This is a genomic window from Actinomadura sp. J1-007 (assembly GCF_009793335.1).
Taxonomy (GTDB): domain Bacteria; phylum Actinomycetota; class Actinomycetes; order Streptosporangiales; family Streptosporangiaceae; genus Spirillospora; species Spirillospora yumaensis.
Window position 1 is genome coordinate 6,164,579 of record NZ_WING01000001.1, and the last position, 18,537, is coordinate 6,183,115.

17 protein-coding genes and 1 pseudogene are annotated in these 18,537 nt (G+C 73.9%); 10 read left to right on the plus strand and 8 right to left on the minus strand.

Annotation, left to right across the window (positions count from 1 at the left end; genetic code table 11):
• The first annotated feature begins 60 nt into the window (after positions 1–60).
• Complete coding sequence (locus GEV43_RS27975) at positions 61–729, plus strand: response regulator transcription factor (protein WP_309239871.1); 669 nt, start codon at positions 61–63, stop codon at positions 727–729.
• 34 nt (positions 730–763) lie between these two features.
• On the opposite strand, the gene GEV43_RS27980 is transcribed toward GEV43_RS27975, so the two are convergent.
• The 3 genes from GEV43_RS27980 to GEV43_RS27990 form a co-directional block, all read right to left on the minus strand.
• On the minus strand, positions 764–1,825 hold the full coding sequence (locus GEV43_RS27980; protein WP_241683065.1) for an alpha/beta hydrolase: 1,062 nt from the start codon (positions 1,823–1,825) through the stop codon (positions 764–766).
• Positions 1,815–2,588, minus strand: a complete 774-nt coding sequence (locus GEV43_RS27985) for a glucose 1-dehydrogenase (RefSeq protein ID WP_160823254.1) — start codon at positions 2,586–2,588, stop codon at positions 1,815–1,817. The genes GEV43_RS27980 and GEV43_RS27985 overlap by 11 nt, the downstream gene beginning before the upstream one ends.
• Positions 2,589–2,665: 77 nt before the next feature.
• Positions 2,666–3,787: an LLM class flavin-dependent oxidoreductase gene (locus tag GEV43_RS27990; protein ID WP_206681308.1), complete on the minus strand. Its 1,122-nt coding sequence runs from the start codon at positions 3,785–3,787 to the stop codon at positions 2,666–2,668.
• Between the two features lie 104 nt (positions 3,788–3,891).
• Here GEV43_RS27990 and GEV43_RS51210 point away from each other — a divergent pair.
• A pseudogene (locus GEV43_RS51210) lies at positions 3,892–4,236 on the plus strand (PadR family transcriptional regulator); the annotation flags it as partial.
• Positions 4,237–4,692: 456 nt separating this feature from the next.
• Here GEV43_RS51210 and GEV43_RS28000 read toward each other — a convergent pair.
• Together GEV43_RS28000 and GEV43_RS28005 are read right to left on the minus strand one after the other, a co-directional pair.
• The gene (locus tag GEV43_RS28000) at positions 4,693–5,622 is read right to left on the minus strand and encodes a tyrosine-protein phosphatase (RefSeq protein ID WP_160823255.1); all 930 of its coding nucleotides are present in this window, start codon (positions 5,620–5,622) and stop codon (positions 4,693–4,695) included.
• 300 nt (positions 5,623–5,922) lie between these two features.
• Positions 5,923–6,489, minus strand: a complete 567-nt coding sequence (locus GEV43_RS28005) for a thioredoxin family protein (protein ID WP_160823256.1) — start codon at positions 6,487–6,489, stop codon at positions 5,923–5,925.
• A gap of 122 nt (positions 6,490–6,611) precedes the next feature.
• Here GEV43_RS28005 and GEV43_RS28010 point away from each other — a divergent pair, with 122 nt between their 5' ends.
• From GEV43_RS28010 to GEV43_RS28025, 4 genes are all read left to right on the plus strand, one after another.
• Positions 6,612–6,980 (plus strand): nuclear transport factor 2 family protein, encoded by a 369-nt coding sequence (locus GEV43_RS28010; RefSeq protein WP_206681309.1) that lies wholly within the window; start codon positions 6,612–6,614, stop codon positions 6,978–6,980.
• Positions 6,981–8,068: 1,088 nt separating this feature from the next.
• A complete protein-coding gene (locus GEV43_RS28015; protein WP_160823257.1) occupies positions 8,069–8,731 on the plus strand; it encodes a hypothetical protein in 663 nt (220 codons plus the stop codon).
• Between the two features lie 175 nt (positions 8,732–8,906).
• Entirely contained in the window at positions 8,907–9,515 is a 609-nt protein-coding gene (locus GEV43_RS28020) for a hypothetical protein (RefSeq protein WP_160823258.1), read from the plus strand.
• 102 nt (positions 9,516–9,617) lie between these two features.
• Positions 9,618–10,493 carry a helix-turn-helix transcriptional regulator gene (locus tag GEV43_RS28025; RefSeq protein WP_160823259.1) on the plus strand — a complete coding sequence of 292 codons (876 nt, stop codon included), beginning with the start codon at positions 9,618–9,620 and terminating at the stop codon, positions 10,491–10,493.
• Between the two features lie 43 nt (positions 10,494–10,536).
• Here GEV43_RS28025 and GEV43_RS28030 read toward each other — a convergent pair whose 3' ends face one another.
• On the minus strand, positions 10,537–13,047 hold the full coding sequence (locus tag GEV43_RS28030) for a DNA topoisomerase (ATP-hydrolyzing) subunit A (RefSeq protein WP_160823260.1): 2,511 nt from the start codon (positions 13,045–13,047) through the stop codon (positions 10,537–10,539).
• 165 nt (positions 13,048–13,212) lie between these two features.
• On the opposite strand from GEV43_RS28030, the gene GEV43_RS28035 reads away from it, so the two are divergent.
• From GEV43_RS28035 to GEV43_RS28050, 4 genes are all read left to right on the plus strand, one after another.
• Positions 13,213–14,376, plus strand: a complete 1,164-nt coding sequence (locus tag GEV43_RS28035; RefSeq protein ID WP_160823261.1) for a lactate 2-monooxygenase — start codon at positions 13,213–13,215, stop codon at positions 14,374–14,376.
• Positions 14,377–14,495: 119 nt separating this feature from the next.
• A complete protein-coding gene (locus GEV43_RS28040; protein WP_160823262.1) occupies positions 14,496–15,173 on the plus strand; it encodes an ATP-binding cassette domain-containing protein in 678 nt (225 codons plus the stop codon).
• A 153-nt stretch (positions 15,174–15,326) separates the two neighbouring features.
• Positions 15,327–16,427 carry a histidine kinase gene (locus tag GEV43_RS28045; protein ID WP_309239872.1) on the plus strand — a complete coding sequence of 367 codons (1,101 nt, stop codon included), beginning with the start codon at positions 15,327–15,329 and terminating at the stop codon, positions 16,425–16,427.
• Positions 16,424–17,029, plus strand: coding sequence for a response regulator transcription factor (locus GEV43_RS28050; protein WP_160823264.1), 606 nt, complete (start codon positions 16,424–16,426; stop codon positions 17,027–17,029). The genes GEV43_RS28045 and GEV43_RS28050 overlap by 4 nt, the downstream gene beginning before the upstream one ends.
• A 35-nt stretch (positions 17,030–17,064) precedes the next feature.
• Here the strand turns inward: GEV43_RS28050 and GEV43_RS28055 are convergent, their stop codons facing one another.
• A complete protein-coding gene (locus GEV43_RS28055; RefSeq protein WP_160823265.1) occupies positions 17,065–17,832 on the minus strand; it encodes an SDR family NAD(P)-dependent oxidoreductase in 768 nt (255 codons plus the stop codon).
• Between the two features lie 86 nt (positions 17,833–17,918).
• Complete coding sequence (locus GEV43_RS28060) at positions 17,919–18,500, minus strand: TetR/AcrR family transcriptional regulator (RefSeq protein ID WP_160823266.1); 582 nt, start codon at positions 18,498–18,500, stop codon at positions 17,919–17,921.
• Between the last annotated feature and the right edge of the window lie 37 nt (positions 18,501–18,537).

Sequence of the window (18,537 nt, forward strand, 5' to 3'; positions counted from 1 at the left end):
TGGGACCCTGGAGACAGGACCGGAGGAAAAGGGCTTCCGGGTGTCGTTGCGGGTGCCGGTGTGACGGAGAACAAGACGCGGATCCTGGTCGTCGACGACCAGACGGTGGTACGGGAGGGGCTGGTCCTCCTGCTGGAGATGCTGCCCGGCCTGGAGGTCGCCGGGGCGGCGGGCGACGGCGAGCAGGCGCTGGCCCTCGTCGGGGAGCTCCGACCTGACGTGGTGCTGATGGACCTGCGGATGCCCCGCGTGGACGGGGTCGAGGCCACCCGGCGGATCAAGGCGGCGCATCCGGACGTGGAGATCGTCGTCCTCACCACCTACGCGGACGACGACTCGATCTTCGCGGCGCTCCGCGCGGGCGCGCGCGGCTACCTCACCAAGGACGCGGGCGCCGACGAGATCGCCCGCGCCGTACGGGCCGTACGGGGCGGCGCGGCCCAGCTCGACCCCGCCGTCCAGCGCCGCCTGGTCGAGGCGGTCGCGACCGGCGACCGGCCCCGGCCCGCGCGGGCGTCCGGCAACGAACTCCCCGACGGGCTCACCCGCCGCGAGGCCGAGGTCCTCGCGCTGATCGCGCAGGGCCGTTCCAACAGCGAGATCGCCGGTGACCTGTTCATCAGCGAGGCCACCGTCAAGACGCACATCAACAACCTGTTCGCCAAGGCGAATCTGCGCGACCGCGCGCAGGCGGTCACGTACGCGTTCCGCCACGGACTGGCGACCTGAGAGGCGTTCTCCGCGAACGTCCCCTGGAATCCGGTCAGCGGAGGGCGTTCCGCAGAGCTTCGGCGGCGATCCGCTGGGCTTCGCCCGCCACGGGCAGAACATGGTCGAGGCTCGCGAAACCGTGGAACGCGCCCTCGAACCGGCGGCTCTGCACCGGAACGCCCGCCTCGGCCAGCCGCGCGGCGTACGCCTCACCCTCGTCGCGCAGCGGATCGCACTCGGCGGTGAGGACGCAGGCGGGCGGGAGGCCCGACAGGTCGTCCGCGCGCAGGGGAGAGGCGTCGGGGTCCGCCGCCTGCGCCGGGTCGCTGAGGTACTGCTCCCAAAACCACCTCATGTGCGCCGCCGTGAGGAAACCGCCTTCGGCGTGGTCGCGGTACGAGGCGGTGTCCTGCGCCGCGTCCGTCACCGGGTAGATCAGGAGCTGGAACGCGACGTGCGGGCCGCCCCGGTCGCGCGCATGCAGGCAGGCGGACGCGGCCAGCGCCCCGCCCGCGCTGTCCCCGGCCACCGCGAGGCGCGCCGGGTCGCCGCCGAGGGCCGCCGCGTTGCGGGAGGCCCACGCGACGGCGGCGCGCGCGTCCTCGACCGCGGCGGGGAACGGGTGCTCGGGCGCGAGCCGGTAGTCCACCGCCATCACGATCGCGCCGGACCCGGCGGTGAGCGCGCGGCAGAGCCGGTCGTGGCTGTCCAGGCCGCAGAGCACGAAGCCGCCGCCGTGGAAGAACACCACGACGGGCAGCCGCTGCGCCGCCTCGCCGGAATCGGAGGCCGCGCCGGGCGAGCGTGCGGTCATGCCGTTGGTGGGGGCGCCTTGCAGTCGTTCCGCCGTCTGGTCGGAGGTTGCGCCAGGCGGGCGTGCGGTCGTTCCGTCGGTGGGGGGTGTCTGCGGCCAGTAGAGGCGGATGGGGAGGGGGCCGCCGGGGCCGGGGATCGTGCGGTCCTCTACTCGTCCGACGGGGAGGGGCTCGATGTCGGGGATCGGGTTCGACTCCAGGGCGCGGCGGACGTCGGCGGCGTCCGTGTCCGGCCCGAGCGGCGGGAAGCCCGCCGCCATCGCCGCGGCGATCTTCTCCGCGCGTGGGTCAAGGGGCATGGGAGGCTCCTCTCTCCTGCATCATCACGACCTCGCCGGCGGTCCAGCCGCCGTCGACCGCGACCTCGGCGCCGGTCACGTACGACGCGGCGTCCGAGATCAGGAACGCGACGGCCTCGCCGATCTCGTCGGGGACGCCGACGCGGCCGAGGGCGGCGAGCGGGAAGCGGCCCTCGCCCACCTCGGCGCCGTGCTCGGCCGTCATGGGGGTGTACGTCATGCCGGGATGGACGGAGTTGACCCGGATCCGGTGCCGGCCGAGCTCAACCGCGGCGATCTTGGTGAGGCCGCGGACGCCCCACTTCGACGCCCCGTACCCGGAGGTGAGGGGCAGCGCGGTGAGCCCGGCCGCGGACGAGATGTTGACGACCGAGCCGCCCCCGGCGGCCCGCATCGGCTCGATGACCGACTTCAGGCCGAGGAAGACGCCGGTGAGGTTGATCTTCAGGACGCGCTCGAAGTGCTCCAGGCTCTCGTCCTCGATGAGCCGGTTCGACGCCACGCCCGCGTTGTTGACCAGGCCGTCCACCCGGCCGTGCTCCCGTACGGCGGCCTCGACCACGGCGCGCCAGCCGTCCGGGCTGGTGACATCGTGGCGGAGGAACATCGCGCCGAGCTCGGCGGCGGTCCGCTCGCCCTCCTCGCCGAGAACATCGGTGATCACCACCTTGGCGCCGTCGCGCGCCATCCGGCGGGCCGCCGCGGCGCCGAGGCCGCGGGCGCCGCCCGTCACGATCACCACCTTGTCCAGGGGTCCCGCCATCGTCGTCTCCTCCTGCCGTACGGGCCCGGACCGCGCGGCACCGGGGTGCCCGCGCCGCGTCCGGAAGGTTCAAAGGTTCAGCGGAAGCGCGGGACGACCTTGTCGCCCCACTGCCTGATCGTCTCCAGGCACGCCTCCTGCGGCACGGTCCCCATCTGGATCAGGCACATGACCTCGTCGACCCCCGCGTCCGCGAGCCGTTCGACGTAGGCGATCGCGTCGTCGGCGGTGCCGTAGGCGTGCTCGGCGTTGAACGTGGCCGTCGCGTTGGGCCGCACGGGGATCTTCGCCTCGTGCAGGTACGCGACCTGCCGTTCGGCCGCCTCCCTGATCTCCCGGACCTCGTCCCCGCCGGGGCGGACGGCCTCGTCGGGCGGCGGCGCGCCGCCGTACCAGTGCGCGATCGACTGGGCGAAGAAGCGCTGGCCGCGCGTCCCGACCCGGACGGCCTCCGCGCGGTCGTCCAGGACGATCGTCGGGCACAGGGCCGCGAAATGGTCGTTGACGACGGACGACACGAGGCGCTCGCCGGTGCGGGCGGCGATCGCGGCGCCGTACGCCTCGCGCATCTCCGCCACCTGCTCGGGCCCCGCGAAGCCGAGGACGAGCGCGCCGACGCCGTAGTCGGCGGCGAGCGCGAGCGTCTCGCGCTTCGAGCACGCCAGGAACAGCGGCGGATGCGGGTCCTGGACGGGCCGCGGCAGGATCGGGTGCGGCGGGATGTCGAGCAGCGGGCCGTGCCACTCCAGCTCCTCGTCGCGCCACGCGGAGCCGATGATGCGCAGCGCCTCATCCACCTCGTCGTAGGTACGCGCCGGATCGACGCCGCACAGCGAGGTCTCCTGGCGTGTCGCGCCGCGTCCGGCCCCGAGGTCGAGGCGGCCTCCCGACAGCACGTCGAGCATGGCGGCGCGCTCGGCGACGCGGGCGGGGTGGTTGAAGTTGAACGGCATGCAGACCACGCCGTGGCCGAGCCTGATGCGCTCGGTGCGGGCCGCGACGTACGTCAGGAAGATCTCGGGCGCGCTCATGTGGGCGTACCACTTGAGGGAGTGGTGCTCGACGGCCCAGATCCGGTCGAATCCGGCCTGCTCGGCGAGGACGGCCTGGTCGACGCAGTCGCGCAGGACCCGCCGCTCGTGCTCGGGGGACGGGTCGGCGAGCTGGGCCTCAAAGATCATCGAGAACTTCACGTCCACCTCCGGGGTCCGTTCCGTTGTATTCCAAATCGGAACATCCGGCAAGGGGCGATCTCGCACGGACGCGGGACCGGGGACGCGCCCGCCTGGCTACGCTGGCTGGCATGCCATCCACCGCTGACGGGACCGCCGAGGAGGCGGCCGAGCCCGAGCCCGCGCCCGAGCCCGCCGGAGCCGCGGCCGGGGCGGCCGGGGCGGCCGACGCCGTGCGGCTGCCCGCGACGGCGTGGGCGGTGCTCGGCATCCTGTCGTTCGGCGAGGAGCTCACCGGCTACGAGGTGCGCCGCTGGTCCGACCACATCCTGCGGTTCTTCTACTGGAGCCCCGCGATGAGCCAGATCTACTCCGAGCTGAAGCGGCTCGAACAGGTCGGCTACGCCGCCTCCCGCACGGTCACCGGCGAGGACGTCCGCACCAAGCGCGTCTACGCGATCACCGGCGCCGGCCGCGACGCCCTCGCCCGCTGGGTGCGGACCGCGCCCGTCGAGCCACCCGTCCTCAAGCACGGCGCCGCCCTACGCGTGTGGCTCGGCCACCTCGCGACCCCCGACCGCCTGCGCGAGATCGTCTCCCAGCACCGCGACAACGCCCAGCGCCTCCACGAGGAGGCCGAGTACTCCCGCCAGACGGCCGCGGCCGAGCCCGGCTGGGGCTACCCCGAACTCGTCGCCCGCTGGGCGACCCGCTACTACGCCGCCGAACGCGACCTCGCCGACGCGATGCTCGCGGACCTGGAGGAACTGGCGCGGGCCCCGAGCCCCCGCCCGGCCCGGCGCGGTAGCCGCCGGGCGAGAGCCGACAGCGGACGGGCCGCTCTCTCAGGCGATGTGTCGTTCTGGCTCGGGGGACGGGTCGTCCTGGCTCAGGGCGGGGGCCGCCGGAGCCGAGCCAGGACGGGTCTCGGGTCAGTGCGTGGTCATGCGCGTCAGGAGGGCCGCGCGCGTTCCGGCGTCGATGCCGAGGCCGCGCTTGAGGAAGTTGGCGAACGAGCCGTACCGCCGGTGCGCCTCGTCGATCGCCACCGCCAGGTACTCGGGCTCGACGCGCTGGAGGGGGATGAGCAGGTCGGGATCGCGCATCAGCCCGGTGGCCCGGAGCTGCTCGCGCACCCGGGCGTCGGCGGCGGCGCGGAATGTGTTGGACGCGAGGTAGTCGGCGAGCGCGTCGGAGTGGGAGACGCCGAGGCTGCGGAGCAGCACGTACCCGAGCCAGCCCGTGCGGTCCTTCCCGGCGGTGCAGTGGAACAGGACGCGCTGCCCCGACGCGACGCTCTTCAGAACGGCGCCGAACCGCGCGCGCGAGTCGGGGTCGCTCACCAGCGTCCGGTAGAAGTCCTTCATGATCTGCGCGCCCTTGCCGCCGCCGAGCAGGGCCTCCTGCTGGACGGGGTCCCCGCTCGCGATCGCGCCGGTCATCGTGGCGAACATGCCGTTGTCGTCCACCGGCATCGCGGTCGCGGTGAGGCCGGGCGGCAGCCGGTCGGCGCCGTCGATCCGCACCTCGGCGGGCGTCCGGAAGTCGATCACCTGCGTGACGCCCAGCGCGGCGATCGCGGCCTGGTCGTTCGCGGTGGCCTTCGGCAGCGACTCGGAGCGGAACAGCAGTCCCGTCCTGACGCGCGTGCCGTACACGGTGCGGAAGCCGCCCTGATCGCGGAAGTTGACCAGCGCCTCCATCGGGATCTGGATGCTGCGCGTCACCGGGTGCGGACGGACGGCGGCGGGCGCGGCAGGCGCGGAGGGGGAGTGGGCGGGGGCTTGGGCGGCGTTCGCGGCGGGGGCACTCAGCACGGCGGCGAACGTGAGGCCGCAGGCGAGCAGGGCGCGGTGCTGCATGGGGGCTCCCAGGGCGAGGAGGATGTGATCGGCACCCTAGGGATCGGTGTTCCTGATCGGAACGAGTGGATCTAGCACCGTTCCGCATGGGGCGGACGCGAAGAGCATGAATCCAGGTCGGAGTGCGCGGACCGGGCCGAACCAGGCCAAATGCGACCGTGCGGCCGGGCGTCGCCGGAACGCGCTTGAGGCGCCGCCGGGGCCGGGTGCGGGCGTGAGACGGAGCCGCCCCGCCCCCCGAGGGAGGCGAGGCGGCTCCGGACTGAACGGATTCCTGGCAGTTCGTCGTGCGGGTCGGTGTTATGCGGGTTCGTTCCCGGGCTTCCATTTGATGCCGCAGCCGAGGCTGGGCGTGTGCGGTTCTGGAACGGTTTCACCTGCGAGAACGAGTTCGAGTGCGGCCCGCAAAGTCGAGCCGTCGGCCGGTACGTCGTTTCTGGGCCGGGCGCCGTCGAACTCGCCCCTGTAGGCGAGGCGGCGCTGCGCGTCGTACAGGAAGAAGTCGGGGGTGCACGCGGCCTTGTAGGCGAGCGCCACCTCCTGGGATTCGTCCACGAGGTACGGGAATCGGAATCCGGCTCGTTCCGCCTGTTCGCGCAGGTGGGAAGCGTCGTCGTCCGGATAGTCGGACACGTCGTTGCTACAGATCGCGACGGTCGACAATCCCTTTGCCGCGTATTCGGCGGTCACCTCGCCGATGCCTTTCTCGATGCGGCGGACGTAGGGGCAGTGGTTGGACAGGAAGACCACCAGCAATGCCGGAGAAGGCGGGAGGTCTTCGAGGGAGACGGTACGTGCGTCGATGGACGGCAGCGCGAATCCGGGGGCCGGCGTGCCGAGCGGGACCATGAACGATGCGATCGCCATACGGGCCATTCTCTCCCGGAGAACGCGGCCGCGGGACCGCCATTCAACCAAGCTAGCGCTCGGTGGATAGAGTACGGCTAGGCTGGAAGCGGCTGTGTTCCTAATCGAAAGAAGGTGGTCGGGTGCCGACGCAGGAGGAGATGAAGGCGGCGTTGCAGGGCTACGTCGACGGGTTCAACGCGGGCGATCCGGCGGCGGTGGCGGCGCTGTTCGCCGACGACGCCGTGGTGGAGGACCCGGTCGGGCATCCCCGGATCGCCGGCCGCGCGGCGATCGACGAGTTCTACGCCAACGCGGTCGCGGGCGGGGCCAAGCTCTCGCTGGACGGCCCGATCCGCGGCTCGCACGGCGACCGGGCCGCCATGGCGTTCACCGTCGAGGTCCCGGCGATGGGGATGCGGATCCGCGCGATCGACGTGATGACCTTCGGCCCGGACGGCAAGATCGTCAAGATGGAGGCCCACTGGGGCCCCGACGACATCGAGCAGTAACCCGCCGCCACGCCCACCACCCCCCGCCCGCCGCCCGCGCGCGACACCGGCGGCGTGCGCGAGGTGCGCGTGGGGGTGTACGCGGAGCGCATGCGGTGCCCGCCGCCCGTGTGTGGTGGCGGTGGCGCGCGTGCGGCGGTGCGTGAGGCGGCCGTGCGCGGCGTGCGTGCGGTGCCCCGCTACGTGCGCGGAGTGCGCGGCGGTCGTGACATGCGTGAGGTGGCCGCGGCGTGTGCGCAGTGCGTGTGGTGGTCGCCACGCGCGTGCGGTGGCGGCCGTGCGTGCGGCGGTGCGCGAGGTGCGTGCGGCGACGTGCGCGGGGTGCGTGTGGGATGTACGCGGAGGGCATGCGGTGGCCGCCGCCCGCCTGCGGTGGCGGCGCGCGTACGGGGGTGCGCGAGGCGCGTGCGGCAGGCTGCGCGGCGCGCGTGCGGTGACCCGCCATGGGCGCGGGGTGCGCGGTGGCCGCGACATGCGTGCGGTGGCGGCGGCGTGCGCGAGGTGCGTGTGGGGGTGTGCGCGGAGCGCATGCGGTGCCCGCCGCCCGCGTGCCGTGGCGGCGCGCGGGCGGCGGTGTGCGAGATGCGTGCGGTGGCGTGCGCGGCGTGTGTGCGGTGACCGCTACGTGCGCGGAGTGCGCGGTGGTCGTGACATGCGTGCGGTGGCGGCGGCGTGCATGCGGGCGGTGCGTGAGATGCGTGCAGTGGTGTGTGCGGTGGTGTGTGTGGAGTGCGGGTGGTGAGTCGTCGTGTGTGCGGCGTGCAGGCCGGGGGCGTGGTGGGCGCACAAGGGCGGGTGGGTGCTGTGAGGTGGGGCGTGGTGGGCGCGTGGGGACGTTTGGGGTGGGCGTTTGGAGGACAGGGTGGCCGGGTCTTGCCACGTCCGGATGAGGTCGTCCCGGGTGGGTTGCTCGAAAAACGTTCCTGTTTTTAGATCCGACTACGAGTACTTCTATGACGTGCGTCACATTGGGAATCCCGGCGCGCGTCACCCCGGGGGCCGGCCTTGTGATCCGCCGGGACTGATCACCCCGCACGTCACGCCACACGCCGGAAGCACCGACCTGGGCCGAATCTCTAGGAGGATCGATGAAGGCCCTTGTCAGACGTCTCGGCACACCCACCCTCGCGGCCTTCGCGGCCATCGGCCTCACCGCCGCCGCGGCCGCCGCCACCACCGTCCACCGCGACACCCTCGCCGGGCCGAACTACGACGGCCCGTACCAGATCACCAACCTCGGCAACATGACGTTCGCCGGCGGCGGGTTCAGCGCGAGCTGCACCGGCGCCGACCTGCGCGGAACGCTCACGCACACCGGTTCGGGCACGCTGGACAGCGCGTCGGTCACCGGCTGCACGAGCAGCATGGGCGCGGTCACCGTCACGTTCCTCAACCTGCCGTACACGCAGGGCACCCTGACGCACAACCCGATCGCGGGCGGCCGGGACGGCACGCTGACCTTCACCGACCCCAAGCTGTCGATCCGCGCCTCGTTCTCGCTCGGCTCGTGCACGTACGGGTTCGGCGGCTCGATCAACAGCCTGACCTTCAGCGTGTTCAACCGCGACAACGGGGCCCGCCCCAACCCGGCCGACGAGTTCCAGGGCCAGATGATCAACGCCTCGCTCACCAAGACCGGCGGGCCGTTCTTCTGCCCGACCGGCGTCCAGGCCAACGGCGTGGGCAAGGCCCGCGGCAAGGTCAACCCGGGCGACGCGGCCTACAACCAGAAGCTCTACCTCGGTCCGTAAGCCCCCCGTCCGCGACGCACCCCGCCGGGCCGCCTCCGTCCACCCCCGGAAGCGGCCCGGCGGGCTCGTCCCCCGTCCCACCGGGCCGGTCAACCCCCACTTCTCGGGATACCGGGACGCCTGTGGCCAGGCGAAAGTCGGGGGACAGGCCGAACGGGCGAGAGGGAGAACGACGATGACGCGATCGGGGAACATCCACAGGACCACGGCGGGGGCGGCCGCGGCGCTCGGGCTCTGCGCCGCGCTCGCGGGCCCGGCGGCCGCGGCGCCGGGGCCGGGGCCGACTCCGGGCGGCGCCGTGGCGGGCAAGACGGAGCACTGCGTCGTCCACCTGGAGGACCACGGCAAGCGCACGTGCCACGCGGGGTTCCGCGAGGCGGTCGAGGACGCGACGGGCGGGCGGGTCACCGACGCTCCCGACGACCCCGGGAAGGCCATGGCCGACCCGAACGTCCTCGACCGGATCGGCGCGACGGACGGCCCGCGGCTCGGGCCGATCGTCCTGTCGATCGAGTTCGAGCACATCAGGTTCGGGGGCTCCAGCATCTCGTTCACCGGCACCCACGAGTGCCAGAGCGGGACCGCGAACCCGGAGTTCAGCTACGAGGACCTCAACCGGGTCGGGTGGAACGACCGGATCTCCTCGTACCGGCTGTTCGCGAACTGCCTCGCCAACCACTACGAGAACCCCGCCTGGAACGGCGTCCAGACCGGCTACCAGGCGACCACGGAGTACATCGGCGACCTCATGAACGACCGGACGTCCTCACTCCGCTGGAGCTGACGGGCACCGCCGTCCCGGGCACCCGCCCGGGGCGGCGGTCCGGGCGGTTCCGGGACCGGAAACCGCCTTCTCACTGCTTGTGGTTTGGCTCATACTCTCCGTATGGGAACCCTCGCCGCCTCCCCGGCCATCGACATGGCGGGAGCCGCGAACGTCTGCGAGCTGGGCATGGTGATGTCCCGGCACGTCGGGCGCACGGTGCCGCACGACGGATACCTGTTCTTCGGGCTGGACCCGGTCACCGGCGTCGCGTCGTTCCACGACCGAAGCCCCGGCCTCGGCCGGCGGGCCGGGACGGGCGGGTTCCCGGGCGGCGACTTCGGCGGCGAGATGCGCATCACGCTGACCTGCGGGAAGTTGACGTGGGGCGGGCTGGTCCTGCTGCGCGGGCGCGACGTCCGGCCGTTCTCCGCCGTCGAGGCAGCGCGGGCCGAACGGCTCGCCGGGCCTCTCGGCGCGACGCTGAAGCGCTTCCTGGCGGTCAGGCCGACGTGCGCGCCGCGCCCGGTCGCGCCGGGCGTGGTCATCGTCGGAGCCGACGACGCGATCAGCGCCACGACCCCGGCGGGGCACGACTGGCTGGACGGGTTCGGGCCCGCCGCGCGTTCCGCCGGGGCGTTCGCGCTCCTGACGCACCGGGCGCGCCGCGCGCCGGGCCCGGTGCTGAGCCGCGTGCCGGTCGCCCACGGCTGGTCGGTCGTGCACGTCCAGCGCCTCGACGCCTCGCTGGACGACGAGATCGCGCTCACCTTCCAGACCGCCACGGCGAGCGCGCTGCTCCCGGTCGTCGCGGCGCTCCACGATCTGACCGCGCGGGAGCGCACCGTCGTCGAGCACGCCATGGCGGGCCTGCCCGCCAAGCAGATCGCGCGCCGGCTGGACCTGTCGCCGTACACGGTCAACGACCACTTCAAGGCCGTCTACCGCAAGGTCGGCGTCGCGGGCCGCGACGAGCTGCTCGCCGCGCTCAGCGGCTGAGCGGGCGGAACGGGGCCGGTCCCCGGCGGACCGGCCCCGCCGCTCACCCGTCGGAGGAGCCCCCGGCGTCGGAACCGTCGGAGGCGCCGGCATCGACCGGGCCCACGGGGCCGCTGATGGCGGCGATGCGCTTGGCCAGCTTCTCGCCGGAGCCGTCGCGGCGGCCCAGCTCGACGTTGAACGGGACGGCCTTGCCGTTGGCGGACGCCGCGCGGAGCGGCGTCGGGGCCACCCACGCCTGGATGAGGGTGTCCTCGCCCTTCAGGAAGCGGTGCGAGCGGACGCCGCCGGTGGCGCGGCCCTTGGCCGGGAAGTCGGCGAAGTCTGCCATCTTGACCGCGCCGGTCTGCGTGCCCGGCAGGGCGGACGACGAGCCGGACACCGTCACGACGCGGGCCTCCCGAGCCGGGTCGATCGCGCCGAACCACAGGACCCGCGCGCCCGCGCCGAGCTTGACGCCCGCCATGCCGCCCGCCCCGCGGCCCTGGGGCCGGACGAGCGACGCGGAGAAGTGCAGGAGCTGGGCGTCGGTGGTGACGAAGACCAGGTCGTGGTCCTCGGAGGGGAGGTGGACGGCGCCGACGACGCGGTCGCCCTCCTTGAGGCCGATCACCTCGAAGTCGTCGCGGTTGGCCGGGTAGTCGGGGACGACCCGTTTGACCACGCCCTGCTCGGTGCCGAGGGCGAGGCCGCCGCCCACGTCGTCGACGGCGGCGATGCCGACGATCGTCTCGTCCTGCTCCAGGTCGACGTACTCGGTGACCGGCGCCCCGCCCGCCAGCGAGGGCGGGGTCGCGGACGGCGGCAGGGTCGGCAGGTCGAGGACGTCCACGCGGATCATCCGGCCGAGGGACGTGACCGCGCCGACCTGGCCCCGCGCCGTCGCGGGAACGGCCGAGACCAGCACGTCGTGCGGCGCGCGGGCGCCCTCGGGCGGCAGCGGCGACGCGTCGTGCGTGCGCGCCATCAGGCCCGTGGACGACAGCAGCACCAGGCACGGGTCGTCGGCCACCTCCAAGGGGACGGCGGCGGTCGCGGCCTGGCCGGAGGACTCCAGCAGGACGGTGCGCCGGGGCGTCGCGAACTCGGCGGCGACGCCCGCGAGCTCGGAGGAGACCACGCCGCGCAGCTTGGCCTCCGACTCCAGGATCGCGGTGAGCTCGGCGATCTCGCGGCCGAGCTGCTCCTTCTCCTTCTCCAGCTCCAGCCGGTCGTAGCGGGTGAGGCGGCGCAGTGGCGTGTCGAGGATGTACTGCGCCTGGATCTCGGAGAGCTCGAAGATCTCCATCAGGCGCTGCTTGGCCTGCGCGGAGTCGTCGCTCTGCCGGATGACCTGGATGACCTCGTCGATGTTGAGCAGCGCGACGAGCAGGCCGTCGACGAGGTGCAGGCGGTCCTCGCGCTTCTTGCGCCGGAACAGCGAGCGCCTGCGGACCACGTCGATGCGGTGGTCGACGTAGACCTGGAGCAGCTCGCGCAGGCCGAGCGTGCGCGGCTGGCCGTCGACGAGCGTGACGTTGTTGATGCCGAAGGACTCCTCCATCGGCGTGAGCCGGTAGAGCTCGGCGAGGACGGCCTCGGGGTTGAAGCCGTTCTTGATCTCGATGACGAGGCGGAGGCCGACGTTGCGGTCGGTGAGGTCCTTCAGGTCGGCGATCCCGTTGAGCCGCTTGCTGTTGACCAGTTCCTTGATCTTGGCCTTGACGCGCTCGGGGCCGACCGCGTAGGGCAGCTCGGAGACCACGATGCCCTTGCGGCGGGGCGTGACGTTCTCGATGTGGACGCTCGCGCGGGTGCGGAACGTGCCGCGCCCGGTCTGGTAGGCGTCGCGGATGCCGTCCAGGCCGACGATCTTGCCGCCGGTGGGCAGGTCGGGGCCCGGGACGAAGCGCATCAGCTCGTCCAGCGTCGCCTCGGGGTGGTCGATCAGGTGCCGCGCGGCGGCGATCACCTCGCCGAGGTTGTGCGGCGCCATGTTGGTCGCCATGCCGACCGCGATGCCGGACGCGCCGTTGACCAGCAGGTTGGGGAACGCCGCCGGCAGGACGTCGGGCTCCATCTCCTGGCCGTCGTAGTTGGGCCGGAAGTCGACGGTGTCCTCGTCGATGGAGGCGACCATCGGCATGGCCTCGCGCGACAGCCGCGCCTCGGTGTAGCGCATGGCCGCCGGCATGTCGTCGCCGCCGAGGGAGCCGAAGTTGCCGTGCCCGTCGACCAGCGGCATCCGCATCGCCCACGGCTGGGCGAGCCGCACCATCGCGTCGTAGATCGCGCTGTCGCCGTGCGGATGCAGCTTGCCCATCACCTCGCCGACGACCCGGGCGCACTTGACGTGCCCCCGGTCGGGGCGCAGGCCCATCTCGTTCATCGAGTAGAGGATCCGGCGCTGCACCGGCTTCAACCCGTCGCGCGCGTCGGGGAGCGCCCGCTGGTAGATGACCGAGTAGGCGTACTCGAGGTAGCTGCCGCGCATCTCGTCGGAGACATCGACGTCGACGATGTTCTCTTCGAAGTCCGGCGGCGGGGGAGGGGCTTGGGATCCGCGTCGTGCCATGTGCAACATTGTGTCCGGTCCCAGGGACAGATTCGCACGCTACGGCTCCGGCGCGCCGTGTCGCGGCGCTTCCGCCCCGCCCGCCGGGGCCCGCGCGGCCCCTCCGCCGGGCCGCGCGGTCCGCCCGCCGGGGCCGCCGGGCCCCGGCCGCCGAGGAGGTTACGCGTGAGCTCACTGGCCGATTTCCAGAACGAGATCTACCTGAACGGGCTCGGCGACGCCGTCCCCGGCCTGCCGACGGACCTCACGCGACTGGAGGGGCTCGCCGAGCGCAGGCTGTCGGCGCAGGCGTTCGGGTACGTCGCCGGGTCGGCGGGCAGCGAGGCGACGGCCCGCGCCAACCGGGAGGCGTTCGACCGGTGGCGGATCGTCCCGCGGATGCTGCGCGACGTGTCCGTACGGGACCTGTCGGTGGAGGTGCTCGGCACGGCGATGCCCGCCCCCGTGCTGCTCGCGCCGATCGGCGTCCAGTCGATCCTGCACCCGGACGGCGAGCTCGCGGTCGCCCGCGCGGCGGCGGGGACCGGGCTGCCGATGGTGCTCAGCACGGCCGCGTCGTACACGATGGAGGACGTCGCGGAGGCGGGCGGCGGCGCGCCCCGCTGGTACCAGCTCTACTGGCCGAAGGACCGCGACCTCGCGGTCAGCTTCCTCGGGCGCGCCAAGGCCGCGGGCTACTCGGCGCTCGTCGTGACGCTCGACACGTTCACGCTGGCGTGGCGGCCCCGCGACCTCGACCAGGCGTACCTGCCGTTCCTGCGCGGGATCGGGGTGGCCAACTACCTGAGCGACCCGGTGTTCCAGCGGGCCGTCGGCGGGCCGGTCACCGACGCCAACCGGGACGCCGCGGTCCTGCACTGGGCCGCGACGTTCGGCAACCCCTCGCTCACCTGGGACGACCTCAGGTTCCTGCGCGAGCACTGGGACGGGCCGATCGCCCTCAAGGGCGTCCAGCACCCCGACGACGCGCGGCGCGCCGTCCACGCGGGCATGGACGGCGTGATCGTCTCCAACCACGGCGGCCGGCAGGTGGACGGCGCCGTCGCGTCCCTGGACGCCCTGCCGGCCGTGGTGGACGCGGTGGGCGACCAGATCTCCGTGCTGTTCGACAGCGGGATCCGTACGGGAGCGGACGTCGCCAAGGCGCTCGCCCTAGGGGCGAAGGCCGTTCTCGTCGCCCGTCCCTACGCGTACGGGCTCGCGCTGGGGGGCGAGGCGGGCGTACGGCACGTCCTGCGGTGCCTTCAGGCGGAACTTGAGCTGACCCTGGCGCTGTCGGGCCTCACCCGCCCGGACGAGCTCAACCTGGACGCCCTCGTACGTGCCTGAGCCGGGCCCGCGCGGGGGCCGCCCATGACGGATGTCATGGGTCGCCCCTGAGAACCTCCCGGCCCGCTCCTGACGCGCGTGACTGCACGTCCGGCGCGGGGCTCGGCAGCATGGAGGGCATGAAGGCACCAGTGATCGAGGTACGCGACCTTCGAGTCGGCTTCGGGGAGACCTCTCAGCGGAGCGGCGCCGTCGGGGATGTCTCGTTCACCGTGGCCCGCGGGGAGGTCTACGCCGTGCTCGGCCGGTACGGGGCGGGCAAGACGGCGCTGCTGGAGGCCCTCGCGGGCGTGCGGCGGCCGTCCGGCGGCACCGTGCGCGTGCGCGGGACCGACCCCTACGACGGGCGCGACGGACGCGGCGGCGCGCGGACGGGCGCGGTCTGGCGGGACGGCGGGCTGTTCCCGGGCCTCACCGTGGCGGAGGTCGTCGGCACGTGGCGGCGCTGGACCCTCGACCCGCTCGGCGGGGACGAGGCGCTGCGCCTGGCGGGCCTCGCCGGGGCGGCGGACGTCCCGTTCGAACGGCTGACTCCGGGGGAGCGGCGCCGGCTCGACCTGGCCCTCGCGCTGATCGGCCGTTCGGACGTGCTGCTGCTGGACGAGCCGACCGCCGGGCTGGACGGGGCGCACGCCCGAGAGGTCCGCGCCGTGGTCCGCGCGCTCGCCGCGCACGGCGTCACCGTCGTGATCACCACCCGCGACCCCGCGGAGGCGTGCCTCGCCGACCGGGTCGGCGTCCTGGACGGCGGGCGCCTGGTCACGGGCCGGGACGCGGCCCGTCCGCGCGCCGCCTGACCGCATACCCTGAGGGACCCCGAGGCCGGAGCGGACGCGAGCGGACCCCAGCGGGCCCGACCGGGCTCGCGCCGACCCGCGCCGACCCGGGGCGTCCCTCCGCAGAGGCCCGACGGACGGAGCAGGTTGCAGCCGAGGATCCCCCGCCCCACCGTGATCGCCACGATCGTCGTGGCGATGACGGCGCTGACCCTGGCCGGGTTCCTGCTGCCCGCGCTCGGCTACGAGCTGCTCACGCGCCGCGACCCCGTCCGGGCCGCGTTCTCCGCGGCGTGCGTCGCGGCGGTGCTCGGCCTGTACGGGCGGCTGCTGTGGCTCAACCTGATGCGCCGCACCGCCCACGGGCACCGGTACGGGCTGGCCGCGATCGCCGTCGTCTGCTGGGCGCTGCCCGCCCTGCTCGGCGCCGGCCACGGCTGGGGCAACGCGCTGGTCGTCCCGACGGGGCTGATCGCGGTCGTGCTGCCGCTGCGGCAGGCGGTCGGGGTCACGGCCGCCATGACCGTGCTCACGCCCGTGTACGGCGTGGCGCTCGGGCTGCCCGCGCTGTCGGTGCTGTACGAGGTGTCGGGCATCCCGCTCGCCTCGTTCTCCGGATACGCGCAGGTGTGGTTCTTCCACGTCGTCCAGGAGCTGCGGGAGGCCCGCGCGGAGCTGGCCCGGTCGGCGGTCGGCGAGGAGCGGCTCCGCTTCGCCCGCGACCTGCACGACGTCCTCGGCCACAGCCTCCAGGCGGTCGCGCTGCGCGCCGAGGTCGCCGAACGCTACCTGGAGCGCGATCCCGGCCGCGTCCGCAAGGAGCTGACCGAGATCCAGACCATGGCGCGCGACTCGGTCCGCGACGTCCGGGAGATCGTCCGCGGCTACCGGGCGACGTCGCTGCGCACCGAGCTGGACGGCATGTCGGCGGTGCTGCGCGCCGCCGGAATCAGGTGCGAGCGGCCGGAGATCGCCCCCGAGCCCCCCGCGCACGCGCACGAGCCGCTCGGCTGGGTCGCCCGCGAGGCGGCGACCAACGTGCTGCGGCACTCCAGCGCCACCTGGTGCCTGATCGAGGTCCGGACGGACGGCGCGCTCGTCCGGCTGGAGATCACCAACGACGGGGCGGCGCGCCGTGCCGCCGGGGACGCGGGCAGCGGGCTCGCGGGCCTCGCCGAACGGATCGCCGCCGCGGGCGGCGAGTTCGCCGCGGGCCCGGTCGGGGACGGGACGTTCCGGGTGGCCGCGGCCGTCCCGATGGAGAGGAAGACATGATCCGGGTGCTGCTGGCCGACGACCACCTCCTGATCAGGGAGGCGCTGGTCCTGCTGCTGGAGACCGAGGACGGGATCGAGGTCGTCGCCGACGTCGGGCGGGGGGACGAGGCGGTGGCCGAGGCGCTGCGCCGAAAACCCGACATCGCCGTCCTCGACATCGACATGCCGGGCCTGGACGGGCTCGCCGCCGCCGAGCGGCTCGCCCGCGACCTGCCCGGCTGCCGCCTGGTGATCGTCACCGCGCACGGCCGGCCGGGCAACCTGCGCCGGGCCATGGGCGCGGGCGTGCGCGGGTTCCTCGGCAAGGACGCCCCCGGCGCGCGCCTCGCGCAGGTCATCCGGCAGGTCGCGGACGGCGCCCGCTACATCGACCCGCAGCTCGCCGCCGACGCCCTCGCCGCCGAGGAGTGCCCGCTCACGCCGCGCGAGCTCGACACCCTGCGCGCCGCCGCTGGCGGCGCCCCCGTCTCCCGCATCGCGCGCGGGCTGGGCCTGTCGGAGGGCACCGTCCGCAACTACCTGTCGGCGGCCGTCACCAAGCTCGGCGTCGACAACCGGCACGCCGCCGTCCAGGCCGCCCGCGAGCTCGGCTGGCTCTGACCGCGCCCTCCGGCGGTGCCCCCTGACGGCCCGGGTCAGGCGGTCGCGCCGCCGTCCACGACCAGGTCGTGGCCGACGACGTAGGCCGCGTCGTCGGACGCCAGCCACAGCACGGCCGCCGCGATCTCGCCGGTTCCGCCGACGCGGGCCGCCGGGGTCGCGGCCCCGATCCGGGCGTCGCGGTCCGCGCGGGTCTCGCCGGGCCGGAACGACATGGCGGTGTCGGTCGCGCCGGGGCTGATCGCGTTGATCCGGACGCCGTCGGCGATGTGGTCGCGCGCCGCCGTCCGGCTGAGGACGCTGACGCCCGCCTTGCTCGCCGCGTACGCCGCGAGGCCCGGACGGCGGCCGTGCGCGCCGATGTTGGACGCCATGTTGACGATCGCGCCGCCCCCGTGCGCGCGCATGTGGGCGATCTCGTGCTTCATCGACAGGAACACGCCGGTCAGGTTGGCGGCGAGGACGCCCTCCCAGACCGCCTCGTCGAGGTCGGCGAGCGGCGCGGGCGCGCCGAGGATCCCGGCGTTGTTGAACGCGACGTGCAGGCCGCCGTGCCGTTCGACGGTGGTGGCGACCAGGCGGGCGACGGCGGCGGAGTCGGTCACGTCGGCGACGACGTGGTCGACGCGGCCCGGCCCGCCGTCCGCCGCGGCCTCCTTCCCGGCCTCGGCGAGCGCGACCGGGTCGCGGCCCGCGAGGACGACCGTGGCGCCCTCCCGCGCGAACGCCCGGGCGGTGGCGCGGGCGATGGTCCCGGCGCCGCCGGTGATGAGGGCGACCTTGCCGCCGAAACGCGCGTCCATGGGGCACATCCTTTTCGAGATCGATCGTTCTTGAATTTGGGCCGAAGAGGGCCCCGTCCCGCGAGGAGGCGGGGCGGGCGAAGGGGTCAGGCGAGCAGGGTGAGGGCCTCGTCGGCGGCGTCCCGCAGCCGTTCGGAGCCGCCGGGCGTACGACTCATCACGCGCATCCCCTGGAACAGCACCAGCAGGAGCCGCGCCAGGGTGCGCGGATCCCTGCCCGACGGCAGCTCCCCTTGCGCGCGCGCCCGTACGAGCGCCGAGGTCAGCGCGGCCTCCAGCGTCGTCCAGCTCGACTCGACCAGGCGCGCGGCCTCGGGGTCGCGCGCGGCCAGCTCGACGGCCGCGTTGACGACCATGCAGCCGCGCCGCCGCGCGTCGTCCGCGGACCGCTCGGCGTACGTCGCGACGAGCGCCCGTACGGCGGGCAGCGCCGGGCCCGGCTGGGACAGCGCCTCGATGACGGCCGGGTCGGTCGCGCGCAGGTAGCGTTCGAGGGCCTTCAGGTAGAGGTCGTGCTTGCCGCCGTACGTCGCGTACAGGCTGGCGCGGGCGACGCCGAGGCGCTCGACGAGGTCGGCCATGGACGTCGCCTCGTACCCGCGCTCCCAGAACAGTTCGAGAGCGCGCTGGAGCGCCGCGTCCGGGTCGAATTCCTTGGTCCTCGCCACGCCCCGCATGCTAGATCGTTTGAGAACGATCGGTCAA

What these genes read in the sequence shown, in the direction of transcription:
- GEV43_RS27980 (WP_241683065.1), bottom strand. Translation starts at nt 1,825, where the DNA reads ATGCCCCTTGACCCACGCGCGGAGAAGATCGCCGCGGCGATGGCGGCG.
- GEV43_RS27985 (WP_160823254.1), bottom strand. Translation starts at nt 2,588, where the DNA reads ATGGCGGGACCCCTGGACAAGGTGGTGATCGTGACGGGCGGCGCCCGC.
- GEV43_RS28000 (WP_160823255.1), bottom strand. Translation starts at nt 5,622, where the DNA reads ATGCAGCACCGCGCCCTGCTCGCCTGCGGCCTCACGTTCGCCGCCGTG.
- GEV43_RS28005 (WP_160823256.1), bottom strand. Translation starts at nt 6,489, where the DNA reads ATGGCGATCGCATCGTTCATGGTCCCGCTCGGCACGCCGGCCCCCGGA.
- GEV43_RS28015 (WP_160823257.1), top strand. Translation starts at nt 8,069, where the DNA reads ATGAAGGCCCTTGTCAGACGTCTCGGCACACCCACCCTCGCGGCCTTC.
- GEV43_RS28020 (WP_160823258.1), top strand. Translation starts at nt 8,907, where the DNA reads ATGACGCGATCGGGGAACATCCACAGGACCACGGCGGGGGCGGCCGCG.
- GEV43_RS28025 (WP_160823259.1), top strand. Translation starts at nt 9,618, where the DNA reads ATGGGAACCCTCGCCGCCTCCCCGGCCATCGACATGGCGGGAGCCGCG.
- GEV43_RS28030 (WP_160823260.1), bottom strand. Translation starts at nt 13,047, where the DNA reads ATGGCACGACGCGGATCCCAAGCCCCTCCCCCGCCGCCGGACTTCGAA.
- GEV43_RS28040 (WP_160823262.1), top strand. Translation starts at nt 14,496, where the DNA reads ATGAAGGCACCAGTGATCGAGGTACGCGACCTTCGAGTCGGCTTCGGG.
- GEV43_RS28050 (WP_160823264.1), top strand. Translation starts at nt 16,424, where the DNA reads ATGATCCGGGTGCTGCTGGCCGACGACCACCTCCTGATCAGGGAGGCG.
- GEV43_RS28055 (WP_160823265.1), bottom strand. Translation starts at nt 17,832, where the DNA reads ATGGACGCGCGTTTCGGCGGCAAGGTCGCCCTCATCACCGGCGGCGCC.